Raw genomic sequence first — 17,374 nt, 5'->3', positions numbered from 1 at the left:
AAACATAGGAATGTCATCCGGGGCGGCCGATTTGATTCGCCAATTCGAAACGGGCGCGCACCCGGGTCCGCCACAGTTCGTATGGGGGAACCGGGCCGGGCGCGGTGGGCTCAACGGCGGTGTCGTCGGCGAGCGCGACGGCGTCGCGTACGGAAAGGCCCGCCAGGGCGGAGGCGGCGACCTCGGTGTGGGGCGGCACGAAGCCGGCGTAGTCCCTGGCCTTGGCGGCGAACACCGCCCCCTGGGCCAGTTCGGCGTGATGCTCCCCGGCCGTACGGCGCAGCGTCGCGAGCGCGTCGGCTCCGCACCCGCCGGCGAAGACGGCGGCCAGGCCCACCCCGCTCCACAGGTCCGCCTGCCGATGGCTCGCGAAGCGCCCCACCGCGGTGGCGACGTCGGCCGCCCGCGCGCCGTGGATGAACCACAGCGCCCGGCCGATGCCCTGGTCCACGGCCCGGGTGAAGTACCCGGGCGAGCCCTCCCACGGGTACGGCTCGGGCACCCGCTGCTCGTCGACCCATCGCCGGGTGTCGAAGTAGGCGCGGTCGAAGCCGTACCCGTCGACCGCCAGCCAGCTCATCGTGGGGTGGTAGGCCGAGCCGCTCAGGTCGGGCATCACCTTGCGCCACAGCGGCCGGGGCAGCCGGGCCATGGCGAACCCGATGCCGATGTAGGTGAGAAAGATGTGCGGCCGCCCCGGCCCGAGCAACAGGTCGCGGGTACGCCGCCCTCGTCCGCCGCCCATCGCGTCGAGGATGGTGAAGGCCATCGTCGCGCCCTCGTAGGCGAAGCCGCGCAGCTCCTGATCGACCATGCTCAGCCTGCGCTCGATCTCCCACTGATCCGCGGCGTCGATCCCCCACTCGAATCCGCACACCACCGCCTGAGGAATCGCTTCCAATCGGCGGGTGGCCTCCGTGGCAGGACCGGGAAAACCCCGCGCGTCGAAGGTCACATCAGCCAATGACGGGGCCAGCAGAAGTCTGCGCACCGAACCGATCAGCTTTGCCATGAATGGTTCTCCTCACCTACGGCTGCACCATTCCATGGTCATATGCGGGATACTTTGACACATCTCCCGGATTGCGACACTCCAGGTGATTAATCACCACTGGTATTTGATGTGAAAATGCGCGAGCCCCCGCTTCGGGCGGGGGCTCGCGGCAGGCACTGACGATATGGCGGTCACACCCAGGGCGCGGTCGGATACCAGGGAAGGATCTCCCGGCGGGCGAGCAGGCGCACGTCCCAGTAGAGGAAGGTGAAGACGCCGGCGACGATCAGCGCGGTCGCGGTCAGGACCGCGATCCGGGCCGGCCTGGCGGCCAGCCAGTTCCGGAGCCTGCCGCCGGCCAGATGGGTGAGGGCGAGGAACAGCACCGCCATGACGACGATGTTGCCGAGGGACTGCAGGGCGAAGGCGGCCGCGCCGTACAGCGGATTACCGCTTTCCGCCGCGCTCCGGAACATCTGCCGGAACAGCGGGAACGGGCGGCCGATCAGGAAGCCGCCGATCAGCGCGCCCATGAACACCATCGGCGCGTTCGGGAACCGCCGCGCGATCCGCGCGAACGGATCCGGTACGAGGCCGAGCGCGGACAGGCCGAGGTAGAGCATCACCAGCCCGATGACGCCGAACACGACCAGCGACTGGATCAGACGCGGCGGCATCGCGCCGGGGGCGACCGGCGCCGTGGAGAACTGCGGCATGCGCGTGCCCACGAGACCGACGACCGCGCCGTAGACGGCGGACACCGTGACCATGCCGGCCGACATCCAGCCGAGGGGTCTCAGCGCGTGGGCCAGCCTCGCCCAGCGCCGGCCCGCCGTGCCCATCATCGGAGCCACCACGCCGAACGCCGCGATGTTGCAGGCGGTGAACGTTCCCGCCAGCCCCGAGACGAACGCGAAGACGACGCCGGCGGCGACACCGGCGATCGGCGTCGCCTTCGCGTCGTGCCCGAGCAAGGTGTTGGCGACGTTGTCGCCGATCGTCTGGTCGACGAACTCGGCCGACCAGACCACCGTGAGCAGGAATCCGACCAGGCTCGCGAGCAGGACGATCAGCCCTCGCCTGCGGGGGAAGTGCCCGTTGACGAACACCGATGTCGCCACCGGGGCGACCGTCGGCGGCTCCAGGACGGAATGGTGAGTTGCCATCTCGAACTCCTCCGGGGACGGGGCCGGCGACGCCGGATCCGCGGTTACCCTTTCTCCCCAGAATCCGCCCGTGATCGAGACGGGGCTACCTCCAGGATGCTCGCTCCCCTGAGGCGCGGCCGGCGGGACCCGAGAAGCTCAGACGACGGCGTGCTCGCCGGACTCCGCCGGGGCCTGCAGGATCGACGGCAGATCGGCCCTTCGGGTGATCTTCAGTTTTCGGTAGGTGCGCGTCAGGTGCTGCTCGACCGTGCTGACCGTGATGTAGAGCTTCTCCGCGATCTCCCGGTTGGTGTGTCCGGCCGCCGCCAGGCCGGCGACCCGGCGCTCGGCGCCGCTCAGCAGGTCGGCCGGCTCAGGGGCCGCCGTCCGCCCGGTCCGCAGGCGGGCCTCCGCGGAGCCGGCGCGCCAGGAGACGAGTTCGGGCACGTCGAGGTCCCACGCGGTCATGAGTTCGCCGCAGAGTTGGAAGTCCCGAAGCGCCGCCGCCGTATGCCCGGTCGCCATGCGGTGACGTCCCCGTGCGTACAGGTAGTGCAGACCGTACCGCGTCTGGAACATCGCCTCGGAAACCGGCCTGTCGAGGTGATCCCCGGCCTCCTCGTGCCTGCCCGTCGCCGTCAGCGCGAGCACGAGGCTGGACAAGGGACCGCCGACGGCGACCCCCCAACTGCTCGGTGGGACGATGTCGAGGGCGAGGCGGGCCTGGTGCTCCGCACACCGCATGTCGCCCTGGCGGACGGCGATCTCGGCGCGGACGGCGGCGATCCTGGCCCGCCGGCTGGGCATGTGCCCGGACGAGGCCTGCAGGCCGAAAAGCTCACACCACGAGGCGGCGCGCTCGCAGCGGCCGGCGTAGGCGAGAGCCAGGAGACCGTTCTCCAGGGTGTCGGTCGAGGTCCCGTCGCGGTGGCAGGCGTGCAGGATCCGCTCGACGGCATCCAGGTCCTCCTCGCGTGGCCCCCTGGAGAGGACCTCGGCGAGGACGACGGCCGACTCCAGCCGCCGGTTCGCCTCCGGTGAGACGGCGGCTTCGATGCCCCGCTCCCCCGCCGGGTGGCCCAGGTGGACCTGGAGCGGCGGAATCGTGGCGCGCAGCCACAGCCGGGTGACCATCAGCTCGATGCGCGTCTCCGGATCGGCCACCTCGCCGATCCGGTTCATGTGCTCCAGCACATCGCGGGCGTCGTCGAACCGGCCGTGCCACAGCAGCGCCCGCCCCAGCACCACGACGTCCTCTCCCCGCAGGCTGCCCCGCCGCACCGCGTCGACCAGTGCCGCGAAGTGGGGGGCGGGCGTGCCGGGGTCGATCCGCCACTCGGCCCGCACCAGCATCATGGTGATCCTCGCCCGTCGGTCCTCGTCGGCGCATTCACGCCCCGCGAGGCGGAGATAGGCGATGGCCGGCCGCACGTGTCCGGCCCGCAGCGCGGCCCTGGCCGCCTCCTCCAGAACCGGGACGACCCAGGGCGCGTCCACCGGACCCGCCTCGATCAGGTGCTGGGCGACCGCGGGCGGAGCCGCCCCGGCGGCGTGGAGCAGCTCGGCGGCATGGGCGTGCAGGCCCATCCGCTGCCCGCAGTCCATCTCGGTCAGTACGGCGACGCGAGCCACCTCGTGCCGGAAACCACCCTGGCTGATCAGGCCGTCGGCGGCGAGAGCGGCCAGCTCCCGCTCGACGTCGGCGCTGCCGAGACCGAGCAGCTCGGCGAGATGGCCGAGATGTGCAGGGTCGCCGAGATGTGCAGGGTGGCCGAGATGTGCAGGGTGGCGGAGATGTGCAGGGTGGCGGAGATGTGCAGGCCGGCGGAGATTTCCGGAGTGGCCTGCGTCATTGGAGATGCCGAGAACCGCCAGTCCCCGGGCCGCCTTGAGCGTCCGCGGGCCGGCGCGGTGCAGGCACGACAGTACGGCCTGGCCGTACCGGTCGCCCACCACGACCCCGGCCGGCGGTTCACCCAGGCGTGCGGCGTCCTGGTAGTCGTCGGCCAGCGCGGCGGCCAGCAGCGGATTGCCGCCGCTGAGCGCGTACCAGTCGTCGGCCGACAGCTCGGCCGTCGCCCGGCCGAGCCGATCGGCGACCACGGAGACGATGCCCGACCGCGACAGCGGGGCGAGCCGGATCCGGTGGCAGTGCGGTTGGCGCAGCAGCTCGGTGTCGAACAGCGCGTCGTGCGGTCCGTGGTCGCACCGCCCGAGCACCATCATGATTCTGGCGGCCCGCACCCGCCTCGCCAGATAGGCCAGACAGAGCAGCGAGGCGCGGTCGGCGTGGTGCGCGTCGTCGACGACGATCACCAGCGGATAGCGCTCGGACAGCTCCAGCAGGATCGTGCACAGCCCGTGGACGATCTGGGCGTCCACCTGCTGGAGGACGTCGAGCCGGAGTCCCCAGGAGATCACGCTCGGGAGCACCCCGCTCGCGCCCTCATTCAGCAGGGCGACCGCTCGTTCACGCTCCTGCGCGACCAGCGGCGCGTCCTGGATGAGCTGGCCCAGCACGCCGAGCGGCAGGCTCCGCTCCATCCGCGAGGCGGTCGCCACGACCGGCAGCGCCCCCAGGTCCAGGCACCGCTCGGCGAAGGCGTGCAGCAGCTCGCTCTTGCCGACCGCGACGGCGCCGTTGACCAGCACGATCCTGCCCTTTCCCGCGACCGCGCCGGCGAGCAGGCCCGTCAGGCGGGTCATCTCCTCGTCTCGTTCAGCCAAGCTCATGATCGCTGCCTCCTGCGAGTCAGCTCAGCGCGCCGAAATACGCGGAGTAGGAACACGGCGAGATCAGGATGTGGATCTGACAGGAGTCCGTCTCGTCCTGCAGCCGGAACTGGAGGGCTATCTCCGGATAGGCCGCACTGAGTCCGAGGCCGACGAAGTAGCGGCCGCTGTCGAGCACGAGGCGGTAGAGCCCCCGGTCGAACTTGCGGCCGCGCCATCCCCTGACGCGCCCCTCCGGATCGGTCTCGGCCTCGGCCACGCCCTTCCAGTGGCCGTTCTCCGCCTGTTCGAGACGGGCAAGGACACCGGCGGCCGACCGGCCGTAGACGCCATCCTGCGCCTGCACCACGATACCCATGTGATGGTCACCCACCTTGCACCTGCTCAGCCGGAACCCACGCCGGCGAGTCTGGGTCAAGCCTCCCGAGCACCGCTATCGGTACGGCATCGCCGCGCTATTGGTCGTCTATTTCTCTCGATATCGGACGACGATGGCGGTCCGGAAGCGGCGCGATAATGAGCGGATGGCCGCCGCTGTCACGGTGAGAGCAGATCGACTGATCGCTCGCGAACTCACGCAGACCGTGCCAGGAAGCCGAGGTAGCTCAGAAATGAACGACACCACTCGACGCGTCGCCCGACTCGCCTCCTCCGCCATTTTCGCCGTCACCGTCACGGCGGCCGGCCTTGCGGCGCTGGGCGCTCCCGCCGCGGCGGCCGGCGACGTTCCCCCGCTGCCCGCCCCGGCCGGCACGGCCGCCCCCACCCCCACTCCCACCGTCCAGCCCGGGACGCCGTGGGGCTGATCACGTCTGCCGGCGGCCGGGGACCTGGTGTCCCCGGCCTTTCGCGTTCTTTCGGAAAGATTCATTGCCAGATGGGCCTCCGTCTAGCCCGATCCGAGCATTGGGGGTACTATCGCACGAACGCGACATACTACACATAGGACCGCCGTAGGCACCGGGAATCGTTCCGACGATTAACGAGCCGCGGCGGATATTATATCGTACGAGTTTCGTCCGATAAGTGCCGCGGTTTTGTCAGGAGATGCGAGTGGAGTTTCGCATTCTGGGGGATCTCGAAGCTGAAGTGCGCGGTCACCGGGTAGATCTCGGTGGCGTGCGACAACAGACGGTTCTCGCGGTCCTACTCCTGGACGCCGGCCGACCGGTCACCACCTCACGTCTGATGGAGGCCATCTACGGCGACGATCCCCCCAGCACCTCGCGGGCTCAGGTGCAGATCTGCATCTCCGCCCTGCGCCGTCTCCTCTCCGGCGCGGGCGGACCGCCCGGAGTGATCTCCACGCGGGGGCAGGGATACGCGATCACGGTCGAGGACGACGTGCTCGACGCCAACCGATTCGAGCGCCTCATCCTCCAGGCCCGCCGGGCCCGCGACGGCCGCGCCTACGACATGGCGGTCAAGCACTATCGGGAGGCGCTGCGGCTGTGGCGCGGACCGGCCCTGGAGAGCATCGACAGCCCGCTGGTGCAGGCCGCGGCCGGTCGGCTAGACGAGCATCGGATCACCGCCAACGAGGACTGCATCGAGCTCGAACTCGAGCTCGGCAGGCACCACGAGCTGGTCGGCGAGCTCACTCGGCTCGCCGAAGAGCACCCGCTGCGCGAACGGCTCCGCGGCCAGCTCATGACGGCCCTGTACCGTTCCGGCCGCCAGGTCGAGGCGCTCGAGGTCTATCGGCGCGCGCGCCATACCATGATCGAGGAGCTGGGCATCGAGCCCAACGAGCGGCTGCAGCAGCTCGAGTACGCGATCCTCACCTCCGACGAGAGCCTCAAGCTGTCCGAGCCGCCCGTCGAGGCCGGCATCGAACCCCCGGTCAGCGTACCGAGCGTGCCCGGCATGCTCCCGACCGACATCGCGGACTTCACCGGACGCGTCAAGCAGGTCCGCGAGATCCACGAACGGCTGACGAACGAGCCCAACGGGTCGGCGCGCCTGGCCGTACCCGTCGTGACCGTGGTCGGCAAGGCGGGGATCGGCAAGACCACGATCGCGGTACACGCCGCCCACAGCGTCGTCGGGCACTTCCCCGACGGCCAGCTCTTCGCCGACCTGCACGGCGGGGTGAGCCGCCCCGTCAGCCCGATGCAGGTGCTCGAACGGTTCCTACGCGTGCTCGGCGTGCCCGGGACCGCGCTGCCCGACGGTGTGGAAGAACGCGCCGAGATGTACCGGGCGCTGCTGGCCGACCGCAGGATGCTCATCGTGCTCGACGACGTGGGCAGCGAGAGCCAGGTCCTGCCGCTGCTGCCCGGCAATCCGGCCTCGGCCGTCATCGTCACGAGCCGCAGCCGCCTCGCCGGACTGGCCGGCGTCGTGCATGTCGACGTGGACGTCTTCGACCCCGCGCAGTCGATCGACCTGCTGTCGCGAATCGCCGGCGGCGAGCGTGTGCAGGCTGAGTCACAGGACGCCGCCGCGCTCGCCGAGCTGTGCGGCCGGCTGCCCCTGGCCCTGCGCATCGCCGGCGCCCGGCTGTCGGCGCGTCCGCATTGGAGCATCGGGCAACTCGTGGATCGGCTCAAGGACGAGACCCGCAGGCTCGATGAGCTCGAACATGGCGAGATGGGGATCAGGGCCAGCATCTCGCTGACCTATGAGGCCGTGAGCGAGGAGGCTCGTCGGCTGTTCCGGCGGCTGGCCATCCTCGACACGCACGTCTTCTCCGCCTGGACGAGCGCGGCGCTCCTCGACCGGCCGCTCACCGACTCCCAGGACCTGCTGGACGACCTCGCCGACGCCCAGCTCGTGGAGACGACCGGCGTCGGGCGCGGGGTGCACGCGCGCTACCGATTCCACGACCTCATCCGCGTGTTCGCCCGTGAGCGCCTGGCCGCGGAGGAGCCCCCGGCCGAGCGCAACGCGGCGTTGGCCAGGGTGCTCGGCGGACTGCTCTTCCTCGCCGACGCCGCGCGGCACCGCGAGTACGGCACGGACGTACTCATCCAGAGCGGCGCCGCCCGCTGGTCGCTGCCGTCGCATCTGGTCGACCAGATCGTCGCCGCGCCGCTGGCGTGGTTCGAGCGAGAGCGGCTGGTCATCGTCTCCGGCATCCGCCAGGCGGCCCAGGCGGGCTTCACCGATCTGTGCTGGAGCCTGGCGGTCAACGCCGTGCCGTTCTTCGAGTCCCGGGTCTATCTCGACGACTGGCGGGAGACCCATGAGATCGCGCTGGATGTGACCAGGCAGGCAGGCGATGACCGCGGCCAGGCCACCGTGCTCCACTGGATGGGCACGCTGTGCGTCAACGAGCAGCGGTTCGTCGACGCGCAGCGGCATTTCGAGGCCGCGGCCGAGCTGTTCCAGGAGATCGGCGACGACCAGGGCATGGCGGTCGCCACGCGCAACCTCGGGTTCCTCCACCGGATGAACGGCCGTCTCGACGAAGCGGTACGGCACTACGAGCTGTCCCTGGAGATCTTCCGCGAGTCCGGCGACGAGGTCGGCGCGGCGTACACCCTGCACAACCTCGCCCAGCTCAGGCTGGAGTGCGACGACCTCGACGGGGCCATGCCGTTGCTGTCGGAGGCGCTGACGCTCAGCAGATCCGGGGGAAGCAGGAGGGTGAGCGCCCAGGTCCTGCACCGCATGGGGCACGGCCACCTGCAGTCGGAGGAGGTGCCCCTCGCCGTTCAGGCGTTCGACGAGGCACTGTCGATCGTGCGCGACACCGGCGACCCCACCGGCGAGGCGTACGCGCTGCACGGCCTGGGCATCGCCTATCTACGACAGCACCAGTTCGCCGAGGCCGACGCCGCCCTGCGCGGCGCCCTGGATCTGGCCGTCACCTCCCAGCAACACATCGCCGAGGCCCGGGTACTGGTCGGGCTCGGCGAGCTGGCACAGGCCGAGAGCGACCTGTCGCTGGCCGCCGCCCACTTCCAGCGAGCCGTCACGCTCTTCCGCAAGATGCAGGCCCCGCTCGAAGAGGCCCGGACACTGGTCATGCTCAGCGAGGTGCTGCTGGCACTGGGCGAGGACGCGGCGGCCGACGCGTCCCTGCACCGGGCGCTGACGCTCACCGAGCGGATCGACCCGAGAGCCGCCCGCAACATCCGCCGGGCCCGCCCCGAAGCCGGGGGCGCGGTCAGAGGACCCGGGGGCGCGGTCAGGGGACGCGGTCAGGCGACGCGATAGCGCTCGGCGGCGCCGTGCCGTAGCGTCAGGCCGAGACCGGGTCTGTCAGCGCCCACGCGCACGGCGCCGCCGGCCGGGTCGGCCGCCCCGTCGAACAGCTCGCTCTCGATCCGCACGTGATCGTGGAACCACTCCACGTGACGCAGGTTGGGCGTCGCCGCCGCCGCCGGAACGTGCAGGTTCGGCGCGCAGTGCGCCGACACCTGGAGGTTGTGTCCCGCCGCGACCGCCGCCGCGCCGAACCAGCCGGTGAAGCCACCGCAGCGGGTGGCGTCGATCTGCAGGCAGTCGACCGCGTCCGCCTCGCACATCCGGGTGAAGTAGTCCTGGTCCCCGCCGTACTCGCCGGCCGCGACGTCGGCGTCGGCCCGTTCGCGCACGAGCCGCAGGCCGGCCAGGTCGTCGGACGACACCGGCTCCTCGAACCAGCGCACGTCGTGGTCGCGCATCCGGCGCTCCATGCGGACGGCCTGCTTGGCCGGGTAGCCGCCGTTGGCGTCGACGTACAACTCGGCGTCCGGGCCGATGACCTCACGGGCGAGGGCGACGCGGTGCAGATCGCGGGCGGGAGCCGTGCCCCACGACTCACCGATCTTGATCTTCACGCGTGGGATGCCCCGCTCGTGCACCCAGTGCCGCAAGTGGGCGGCCGTCGCGTCATCGTCATAGGTGGTGAAGCCGCCCGAGCCGTACACCGGGACCCGGTCGCGGGCGGCGCCGAACAGGCTCACCAGCGGAACGCCCAGCAGCCGCGCCTTGAGGTCCCACAGGGCGACGTCGACGGCGGAGATCGCGTAGAAGGCGAGCCCGGGTCGACCGGCGTTGCGCACCCGGCCCGCCATCGCCTGCCAGATGCCGGGGATGTCCAGCGCAGCCGCGCCGGTCACCACCGGGGCCAGCATCTCGGCGACGAACGGTGCGGCGGCCGCCGGCGCGTAGGTCCAGCCCGTGCCCGTGACCTCCCCGGTGCGGATCTCGGCCACCACCATCGTCGTGGCGTCCCAGGCGAAGGTCCCATCGGCCTCGGGCCGGTCGGTCGGCACCCGGTAGGCCGCCGCGCGCACGTCATCAATCACGGCGCCGATCACTTCATCGGTCGTCTCGGGGCTCGTCGTCTCGGGGTTCGTCGTCACCTCATCCCCCTACCCGTCACATTTCGCAATCTTCCGGCTTTTCCGGATTTTCCGGAAAGCGGTGGTTTGCTGCATCACATCGCGGCAAGGCGGCAGAGTATGACCGATATCGCCGCTGAAGTACTCATCGAACGGCTGGCCGACTGGGGTGTCGACACGATCTTCGGCATCCCCGGCGACGGCATCAACGGAATAATGGAAGGGCTGCGCCGCCAGTCCGACCGGGTCCGGTTCGTCCTCGTCCACCACGAGGAGGCGGCCGCATTCATGGCGACCGCGCACGCCAAGGCGACCGGCCGCCTCGGCGTGTGCCTGGCCACCTCGGGACCCGGCGGCATCCACCTCCTCAACGGGCTCTACGACGCCAAGCTGGACCATCAGCCCGTGCTGGCGATCACCGGCATGCAGGAGACCAGCGTGCTGGGGACCGGCTATCAGCAGGAGGTCCACCTCGACCACCTCTACGCCGACGTCGCCGAGTACAACCTGATCGTCGACAACCCGACACAGCTCCCCGGTGTGGTCGACATCGCGGTCCGCACCGCCTACGCCCGCCGCGGCGTGGCCCATCTCAGCCTCCCCAACGACGTCCAGGTGGCACCCGCCACCCAGGACCCGTACCAGCACGTGGCCCCGGCCACGCCGCCGGCGACCGCGCCGATCTACCTGTCCCCGCCGGGAATGCCGCGCACCGAGGACCTGGAGGCGGCGGCCGACGTGCTGAACGCGAGCGAGAGACCGGCCATCCTCGCCGGGGCCGGCGCGCTGCACGCCCGCGAGGAGGTGCTCGCGGTCGCCGAGGTGCTGGGCGCACCGGTGATCAAGACGCTGCCGGGCAAGGCCGTCATCCCCGACGACTCTCCGTACGCCGTGGGCGGGATCGGCCTGCTGGGCACCCGGCCGGGCGAGGAACTGATCGAAGACTGCGACACGCTGCTGATGGTGGGCACCAACTTCCCCTACACCAAGCACCTGCCCGAGCCGGGCAAGACCCGGGTCGTGCAGATCGAGGCCGACCCGATCCGCGCCGGGGTGCGCCTGCCCACCGAGGTGCCGATGATCGGGGACGCCAGGGAGGGGCTGGCCGGCCTGCTGCCGCTGCTGAAGCCCCGCTCCGACCGCGCCCACCTGGAGAAGTACCAGCGGGCGATGGACCGGTGGCGCGACGACATGACCGCCCTGCAGTCGCCCGAGCGCGACCCGATCGCCCCGCAGTACCTGATGGGCTGCATCGACCGGGCGGCCTCCGACGACGCCATCCTCACCTGCGACTCCGGCACGATCGCCACCTGGGCGGCCCGGCACTGGACGATCAGAGGGAACCGGCAGTTCTACCTGTCCGGCAACCTCGCCACGATGGCGCCCGGCCTGCCGTACGCGATCGCGACGCAGCTCGCCTTCCCCGGACGGCAGGTGATCGCGTTCATCGGGGACGGCGGCTTCGCCATGCTGATGGCCGAGTTCCTCACCGCCGCCCACCTGAACCTCCCGATCACGGTCGTCGTCAACAACAACGACTCGCTCGGCCAGATCCTGTGGGAGCAGATGGTGCTCGGCTTCCCCGAGCACGGTGTCCGGTTCGGCCGGCCGGCCTCGGACTTCTCCGCCTGGGCCCGCTCCTGCGGCGGTTACGGCCGCAAGGTCACCGACCCGGCGGATGTCGACGAGGCCGTCCGGCAGGCCCTGGCACACGACGGACCCGCCCTGGTCGACGTGAACGTCAACCCCGACGAGCCGCCGATGCCCGGCAAGGTCGGCTACGACCAGGCGGTCAAGTTCGCCAAGGCGTTCCTGAAGGGGCAGCCGCACAAGGCGTCCATCGCCACCACGCTCTTCAAGGACAAGATCTCCCAGCTGAGCAGGTGATCAACGATGACCGACGTCATGCTTCCCCCACCGGTCCGCGCCCGCGGCGGCGAGCCGTACGTGCGGCTCCGCGACCTGGAGCGCGACCTCGCCGAACGGGTCGACGGCGAGGTGCGGTTCGACCCCGGCACCCGCGGCGCGTACTCGACCGACGGGTCTAATTACCGTCAGGTCCCGCTGGGCGTGGTGGTGCCGCGCACGGTGGACGCGGCGGTGGAGGCGATCGCCGTGTGCCGCGAGCACCACGCGCCGATCACCTCGCGCGGCGGCGGGACCAGCCTCGCCGGGCAGACCTGCAACACCGCCGTCATCATCGACTGGTCGAAGTACTGCCACCGCCTGGTGTCGGTGGACACCGAGGCGAGGACCTGCGTCGTCGAGCCCGGCGTCGTGCTCGACGTGCTCAACCGGGAACTGGCCGGCACGGGGCTGATGTTCGGGCCTCGCCCGTCCACCCACGGCCAGTGCACGCTCGGCGGGATGATCGGCAACAACTCCTGCGGTTCCACCGCCCAGGCGTACGGCAAGACCGCCGAGAACATCGCCAGGCTGGAGATCGTCACCTACGACGGGCTGCGTATGTGGGTGGGGCCCACCGACGAGCGGGAGTTCCGGCGGATCCTCTCCGAGGGCGGCCGTCGTGCGGAGATCTACCGGGAGCTGCGCTCGATCGTCGACGCGCACGCCGCCGAGATCCGCCGCCGGTTCCCCGACATCCCCCGGCGGGTGTCGGGCTACAACCTCGAGCGGCTGCTGCCGGAGGGCGACTTCCACCTGGCCCAGGCGCTGGTCGGCTCGGAGGGCACGCTGGTCACCGTGCTGCGGGCCGAGCTGTGCCTGGTGCCGGCGCCCAAGGCGGAGGCCCTGGTCCTGCTCGGCTACCACGACATCGTCGCGGCCGCCCGCGCCGTGCCGCACATCGCCGCGTATGACCCGCTCCAACTGGAGGGCGTGGACGACCGGCTCGTGGACTACGAACGCCGCAAGCACATGCATCCCGACGCCCTGACCCGGCTGCCCGAGGGCGGCGGCTGGCTCATGGTCTCCTTCGGCGGCGACTCCCGTGAGGACGCCGACGGCCGGGCCCGCGCCCTGATCGAGGCGCTGCGCCGCACCGAGCACGCCCCGCACATCGACTTCACCGACGAGAAGCAGGTGGAAAAGGAGCTGTGGGAGGTCCGCGAGTCCGGCCTGGGCGCCACCGCCCGTGTCCCCGGCATGCGTGAGACATGGGAGGGCTGGGAGGACTCGGCCGTCCCACCGGAGCGGCTCGCCGGCTATCTGAACGACCTGCGCGAGCTGTTCCGGGAGTTCGGCTACGACGAGGCCTCACTGTACGGACATTTCGGACAAGGCTGCGTACACACCCGCATCCCGTTCGATCTGGTCACCGCCGACGGTGTGGCCGAGTTCCGGGCCTTCCTCGACCGGGCCGCCGACCTCGTCGTGTCGTACGGCGGGTCGCTGTCCGGGGAGCACGGCGACGGCCAGTCGCGCGGACAGCTGCTGCCCAAGATGTTCGGGCCAGTGATGATCAGGGCTTTCGAGCAGGTCAAGGCGGTTTTCGACCCGGGCAACCGAATGAATCCCGGCAAGATCGTCGCACCATACCGGGTGGACGAGAACCTGCGGCTGGGCCCGGAGTGGACCCCCGCCGACCCGGCCCGCCATTTCGGCTATCCCGAGGACGAGGGCAGCTTCCAGCGGGCGGTCATGCGCTGCGTCGGCGTCGGCAAGTGCCGCCAGCACGGCGGCGGAGTGATGTGCCCGTCCTATCGGGCCACCGGTGAGGAGGAGCACTCCACCCGCGGCCGGGCCCGGCTGCTGTTCGAGATGCTGAACGGCCACGCCGACTCCGCGGTCAAGGACGGCTGGCGCTCGGAGGCGGTGCGCGACGCGCTCGACCTCTGCCTGGCCTGCAAGGGATGCCGCCATGACTGCCCGATGGAGGTCGACATGGCGACGTACAAGGCCGAGTTCCTGTCCCATCACTACGCCGGCAGGCTCCGTCCCGCCGCCCACTACTCGATGGGCTGGCTGCCGCTGTGGGCGCGGCTCGCCGCGCTGGCCCCGCGTACGGTCAACGCCCTCGCGCACGCCCCGGTGCTGGGCCGGCTCGGCAAGCGGCTGGCCGGGGTCGAGCCCGCCCGGCCCGTGCCGTACTTCGCCGGGGAGCGTTTCCGCGACTGGTACCGCAGACGCGGGCCGCGCGGCGACGGCCGGCGGGGGCCGGTGGTGCTGTGGCCGGACACCTTCACCGACAACCTCACCCCGCACGTCGGGCAGGCCGCCGTCGACGTGCTGGAGGAGGCGGGCTACCGGGTCCTCCTGCCGCCGCGCACCCTGTGCTGCGGGCTGACCTGGATCTCCACCGGTCAGCTCGGCATGGCCAAGCGGGTGCTGCGCCGTACACTGCGGACCCTCGCGCCCGCGCTGCGCCGAGGGATCCCCATCGTCGGCCTGGAGCCGAGCTGCACGGCGGTGTTCCGCGCCGACGCCGTCGACCTGTTCCCGCACGACCGGGACGTCTCCCGGCTGCGGGAGCAGACCCGGACGCTCGCCGAGCTGCTCACCGGGACCGACGGATGGCACCCGCCGCGGATCGACCGGGCGGCGGTCGCCCAGCCGCACTGCCACCAGCACTCCGTGTTCGGCTACGACGCCGACCGCGCGCTGCTGGAGGAGGCGGGCGTACGGCTCGACGCGGTCGGCGGCTGCTGCGGCCTGGCCGGGAACTTCGGGTTCGAGGCGGGCCACCTGGAGGTTTCGATGGCCTGCGCCGAGCACGAGCTGCTGCCCGCGATCCGCGCCGCCGACCCCGGCACGCTGGTGCTGGCCGACGGGTTCAGCTGCCGCACGCAGATCGAGCACTCCGGCTCCGACCGCCGGGGCCTGCACCTCGCCGAGATCCTGGCCGCCGCCCAGCGCGGCACGCCGATGGGCGACCACCCAGAACGCCTCATCAGCACCTAACCCCCTCCCCTCCCCGCGTGATCTTGCGAATACTCGCAGCGATACCCACTGACCTGCCCTTATTCCATCCGTGATCTTGCAGAAACTTTCTCTCGGGCCACCGACTTGCAGAAACGCCCTTCATGATCTTGCAGTGCAAGATCATGAAGTGTGAATCCCCTGGTGAGCGGGCCCTCTTGACAGAAACTGCAAGATCACGCGGAGAGGGATGGGGAGGGGAGGAAAAAAGAGCGGTAATGATCTGGAACGGAGATCATCTGGGCGGTCGCACACGCCTCGGCGACGGGTAGGCACCCTCTCACCGGTTATGTCCCGGCAAACCGGAGAGTTTCTGCTCACCTCATGAACAGCACGAATAGGGGCGTGAAGAGAATGCTTCGCCACAGTACGGGGGTGACGCGCGCCAGGGCGCTCGGCATGCGGTGGTCCGCGCTGGCCGCACTCGTGATCGCGGGAGCTCTCGCCTCCCCGCCGATCGCCGCGAACGCGGCGGCACTGCGGCCCGATGTTCCCACTACCACGTCGACCGGCCCGGGAGGCGGGGGCGGCAACGGCAGGGGCAGCGGGAGCCCCATCAACTCAAGCACCGGGTCCCCCGCCCAGCAGGTCACTTTCGGGATCAACGGGCATCACACCTTTCAGGCCGCCGCCTGCGATCAGGGGTTCGACGCCTGCAACTTTCAGCAGGCGGCCGGGGTCCGGTACTGGCCGTGAACGAACGACCGCTGTGGAACCGATCCGACAGATCAGACGAATCAGGAATGCCCTTGCGAGACCACGGCCGGGGCCGGGAGAAAAGGACGGGTAATGATCTGGAGCGTAGATCATCTGAAATGGGGACGGGCACCCCGCCGGGGGTAGTCAATATCACGCCGGTTATGTCCATACAAACGGGGAGTTCCCACTCACCTCATGACCAGATAGGGGCACGAAGGAAATGGTTCGTCACAGTGCGGGAGTCCCGCTCGCCGGAGGGCGGTTCGGCATGCGGTGGCTCACGCTCGCAACGCTCGCGGTCGCGGCTGCTGGAGCGCTGGCATCCTCGCCGGTCGCCGCGAACGCGATGGTGCTGCACCCCGCCGCTCCCGGCGCCGTCTCGGGCAACGGAGCAGGTGGCGCCGGCTCTGGCACCGGCGTCGGCACCGGCAGCGCCACCAACACCAGCGGCGGATCACCGGCCCAACAGGCGGCGATCACTGTGAACGGGCTTGCCAGCTTTCAGGCGGCCGTCTGCAACCAGCGGATGCAGACGTGCAACGTCAACCAGCGGCTCTGGGTCCAATGGTGACCACGGACGCTCTCTGGACGCTCCACGGACCCCGACGCCGACTTCCACGGAAATGACACACCGATGACCTGACCCTGGATCACCGCGAACGGGCTCAGGGGCACGTCGCAAAGTACGCTGACGAAGGCGTCCGGACCTCCGGGCGCCTTACCGGTCTCGTCCAACCCGCAGGGGCGAAAACGAATGATGCGTCAGCAGTACGGCAAAGCACCCAGAAAAGCGCTCGCCACGCTACTCGTGATCGGGGCGTCCGTTTCTGCCGTACTTGTCGGCGGAAGCACGCTCCCGGTCTCCGCCGGCGTGAACCCCGACCATCATCAGACGACGAATACGCCGAGACCCACGCCGAGGAACGTCGAAGACGGCCGTGGCGGCGAATCCGATCGGCGCCCCTCGAAGGCGTCATCACATAAGGAAGAAAAGCAGAAAAAGCAGAAAAAGCAGAAAAAATCAGCCGCTCCGAAGGTCCCGGTGGCCACCACGCAGACCGCCGAGTGCAAGGGCGCCAAGATCTGCAACGTGATCCAGCGGATCGTCTTCATCATGCCGCGGGACCTCAAGAAATTCCTACGGTACGCGAAGAAGGCACAGCGGAGGAAATCGCGGAAAACACGGCTCCCGCACCTGCCCAAGCTTCCGCCCCAGCTCGGCGAGGCGCTGGCGGCCGCACCGCCACAGCCTGCTCAGCCGCCGCAACCGGCCGGACCCGGCCCGGCAGCACCGGACATGGGCTGACCGGCGCACCGTCGGCACGCTCGGCCCGGTCACGGGCCTGCGTGAACGGTCCCGCCCCCACCTTCAGGTTCCAATCTCCTTACCTCCCGGTGCGCGGCGGAGATCATGTGGTGTAGGCTCCGAGCCGCAAGCGACGGACGTGGAGGAAGCCGGTGTGAATCCGGCGCGGTCCCGCCACTGTCACCGGGGAGCGATCCTCAACTGCGGCCACTGCCCTCACGGGCGGGAAGGCCGGGGAGAGCGTCGATCCGGGAGCCAGGATACTCCGGCCGTCGGACCTTCGACCGGGGGCGCGGACCCCCAGGGAGGACACGCCATGGCGTGCCGAGGCCTGCGCGCA

At 70.4% G+C, this 17,374-nt stretch carries 12 protein-coding genes and 1 riboswitch; of the genes, 7 read left to right on the top strand and 5 right to left on the bottom strand.

The window, feature by feature from the left end; all coding sequences use genetic code 11:
- Nucleotides 1–13 precede the first annotated feature (13 nt).
- From ACFHYQ_RS27110 to ACFHYQ_RS27095, 4 genes are all read right to left on the bottom strand, one after another.
- Nucleotides 14–1,012, bottom strand: a complete 999-nt coding sequence (locus ACFHYQ_RS27110; protein WP_394303973.1) for a DUF1702 family protein — start codon at nucleotides 1,010–1,012, stop codon at nucleotides 14–16.
- A 173-nt stretch (nucleotides 1,013–1,185) separates the two neighbouring features.
- Nucleotides 1,186–2,160, bottom strand: coding sequence for a hypothetical protein (locus ACFHYQ_RS27105; protein WP_394303972.1), 975 nt, complete (start codon nucleotides 2,158–2,160; stop codon nucleotides 1,186–1,188).
- Nucleotides 2,161–2,298: 138 nt separating this feature from the next.
- On the bottom strand, nucleotides 2,299–4,875 hold the full coding sequence (locus ACFHYQ_RS27100; RefSeq protein WP_394303971.1) for an AAA family ATPase: 2,577 nt from the start codon (nucleotides 4,873–4,875) through the stop codon (nucleotides 2,299–2,301).
- A 19-nt stretch (nucleotides 4,876–4,894) separates the two neighbouring features.
- Nucleotides 4,895–5,233, bottom strand: a complete 339-nt coding sequence (locus ACFHYQ_RS27095; RefSeq protein WP_394303970.1) for a hydroxyisourate hydrolase — start codon at nucleotides 5,231–5,233, stop codon at nucleotides 4,895–4,897.
- Nucleotides 5,234–5,486: 253 nt separating this feature from the next.
- Between ACFHYQ_RS27095 and ACFHYQ_RS27090 the strand changes: the two genes are divergently transcribed.
- Nucleotides 5,487–5,681, top strand: coding sequence for a hypothetical protein (locus ACFHYQ_RS27090; protein WP_394303969.1), 195 nt, complete (start codon nucleotides 5,487–5,489; stop codon nucleotides 5,679–5,681).
- A gap of 247 nt (nucleotides 5,682–5,928) precedes the next feature.
- The gene (locus tag ACFHYQ_RS27085; protein ID WP_394303968.1) at nucleotides 5,929–9,039 is read left to right on the top strand and encodes an AfsR/SARP family transcriptional regulator; all 3,111 of its coding nucleotides are present in this window, start codon (nucleotides 5,929–5,931) and stop codon (nucleotides 9,037–9,039) included.
- Here ACFHYQ_RS27085 and ACFHYQ_RS27080 read toward each other — a convergent pair.
- Entirely contained in the window at nucleotides 9,024–10,172 is a 1,149-nt protein-coding gene (locus ACFHYQ_RS27080; protein WP_394303967.1) for an enolase C-terminal domain-like protein, read from the bottom strand. The genes ACFHYQ_RS27085 and ACFHYQ_RS27080 overlap by 16 nt on opposite strands.
- 99 nt (nucleotides 10,173–10,271) lie before the next feature.
- On the opposite strand from ACFHYQ_RS27080, the gene ACFHYQ_RS27075 reads away from it, so the two are divergent.
- The 5 genes from ACFHYQ_RS27075 to ACFHYQ_RS27055 all read left to right on the top strand — a co-directional run bounded on the left by ACFHYQ_RS27075 (nucleotide 10,272) and on the right by ACFHYQ_RS27055 (nucleotide 17,034).
- Nucleotides 10,272–12,038 (top strand): thiamine pyrophosphate-dependent enzyme, encoded by a 1,767-nt coding sequence (locus ACFHYQ_RS27075; protein WP_394303966.1) that lies wholly within the window; start codon nucleotides 10,272–10,274, stop codon nucleotides 12,036–12,038.
- Nucleotides 12,039–12,044: 6 nt separating this feature from the next.
- A complete protein-coding gene (locus tag ACFHYQ_RS27070) occupies nucleotides 12,045–15,011 on the top strand; it encodes an FAD-binding and (Fe-S)-binding domain-containing protein (RefSeq protein WP_394303965.1) in 2,967 nt (988 codons plus the stop codon).
- 393 nt (nucleotides 15,012–15,404) lie between these two features.
- Complete coding sequence (locus tag ACFHYQ_RS27065) at nucleotides 15,405–15,725, top strand: hypothetical protein (protein ID WP_394303964.1); 321 nt, start codon at nucleotides 15,405–15,407, stop codon at nucleotides 15,723–15,725.
- Nucleotides 15,726–15,948: 223 nt separating this feature from the next.
- Nucleotides 15,949–16,299, top strand: a complete 351-nt coding sequence (locus tag ACFHYQ_RS27060; protein ID WP_394303963.1) for a hypothetical protein — start codon at nucleotides 15,949–15,951, stop codon at nucleotides 16,297–16,299.
- A gap of 183 nt (nucleotides 16,300–16,482) precedes the next feature.
- Nucleotides 16,483–17,034 (top strand): hypothetical protein, encoded by a 552-nt coding sequence (locus ACFHYQ_RS27055; protein WP_394303962.1) that lies wholly within the window; start codon nucleotides 16,483–16,485, stop codon nucleotides 17,032–17,034.
- A 142-nt stretch (nucleotides 17,035–17,176) separates the two neighbouring features.
- A riboswitch (cobalamin riboswitch) is annotated at nucleotides 17,177–17,300 on the top strand.
- The last annotated feature ends 74 nt before the right edge of the window (nucleotides 17,301–17,374 follow it).

It is taken from the genome of Sphaerimonospora cavernae, assembly GCF_042435035.1.
Classification (GTDB): Bacteria; Actinomycetota; Actinomycetes; order Streptosporangiales; family Streptosporangiaceae; genus Sphaerimonospora; species Sphaerimonospora cavernae.
This window is presented reverse-complemented; position numbering and strand designations above follow the sequence as displayed.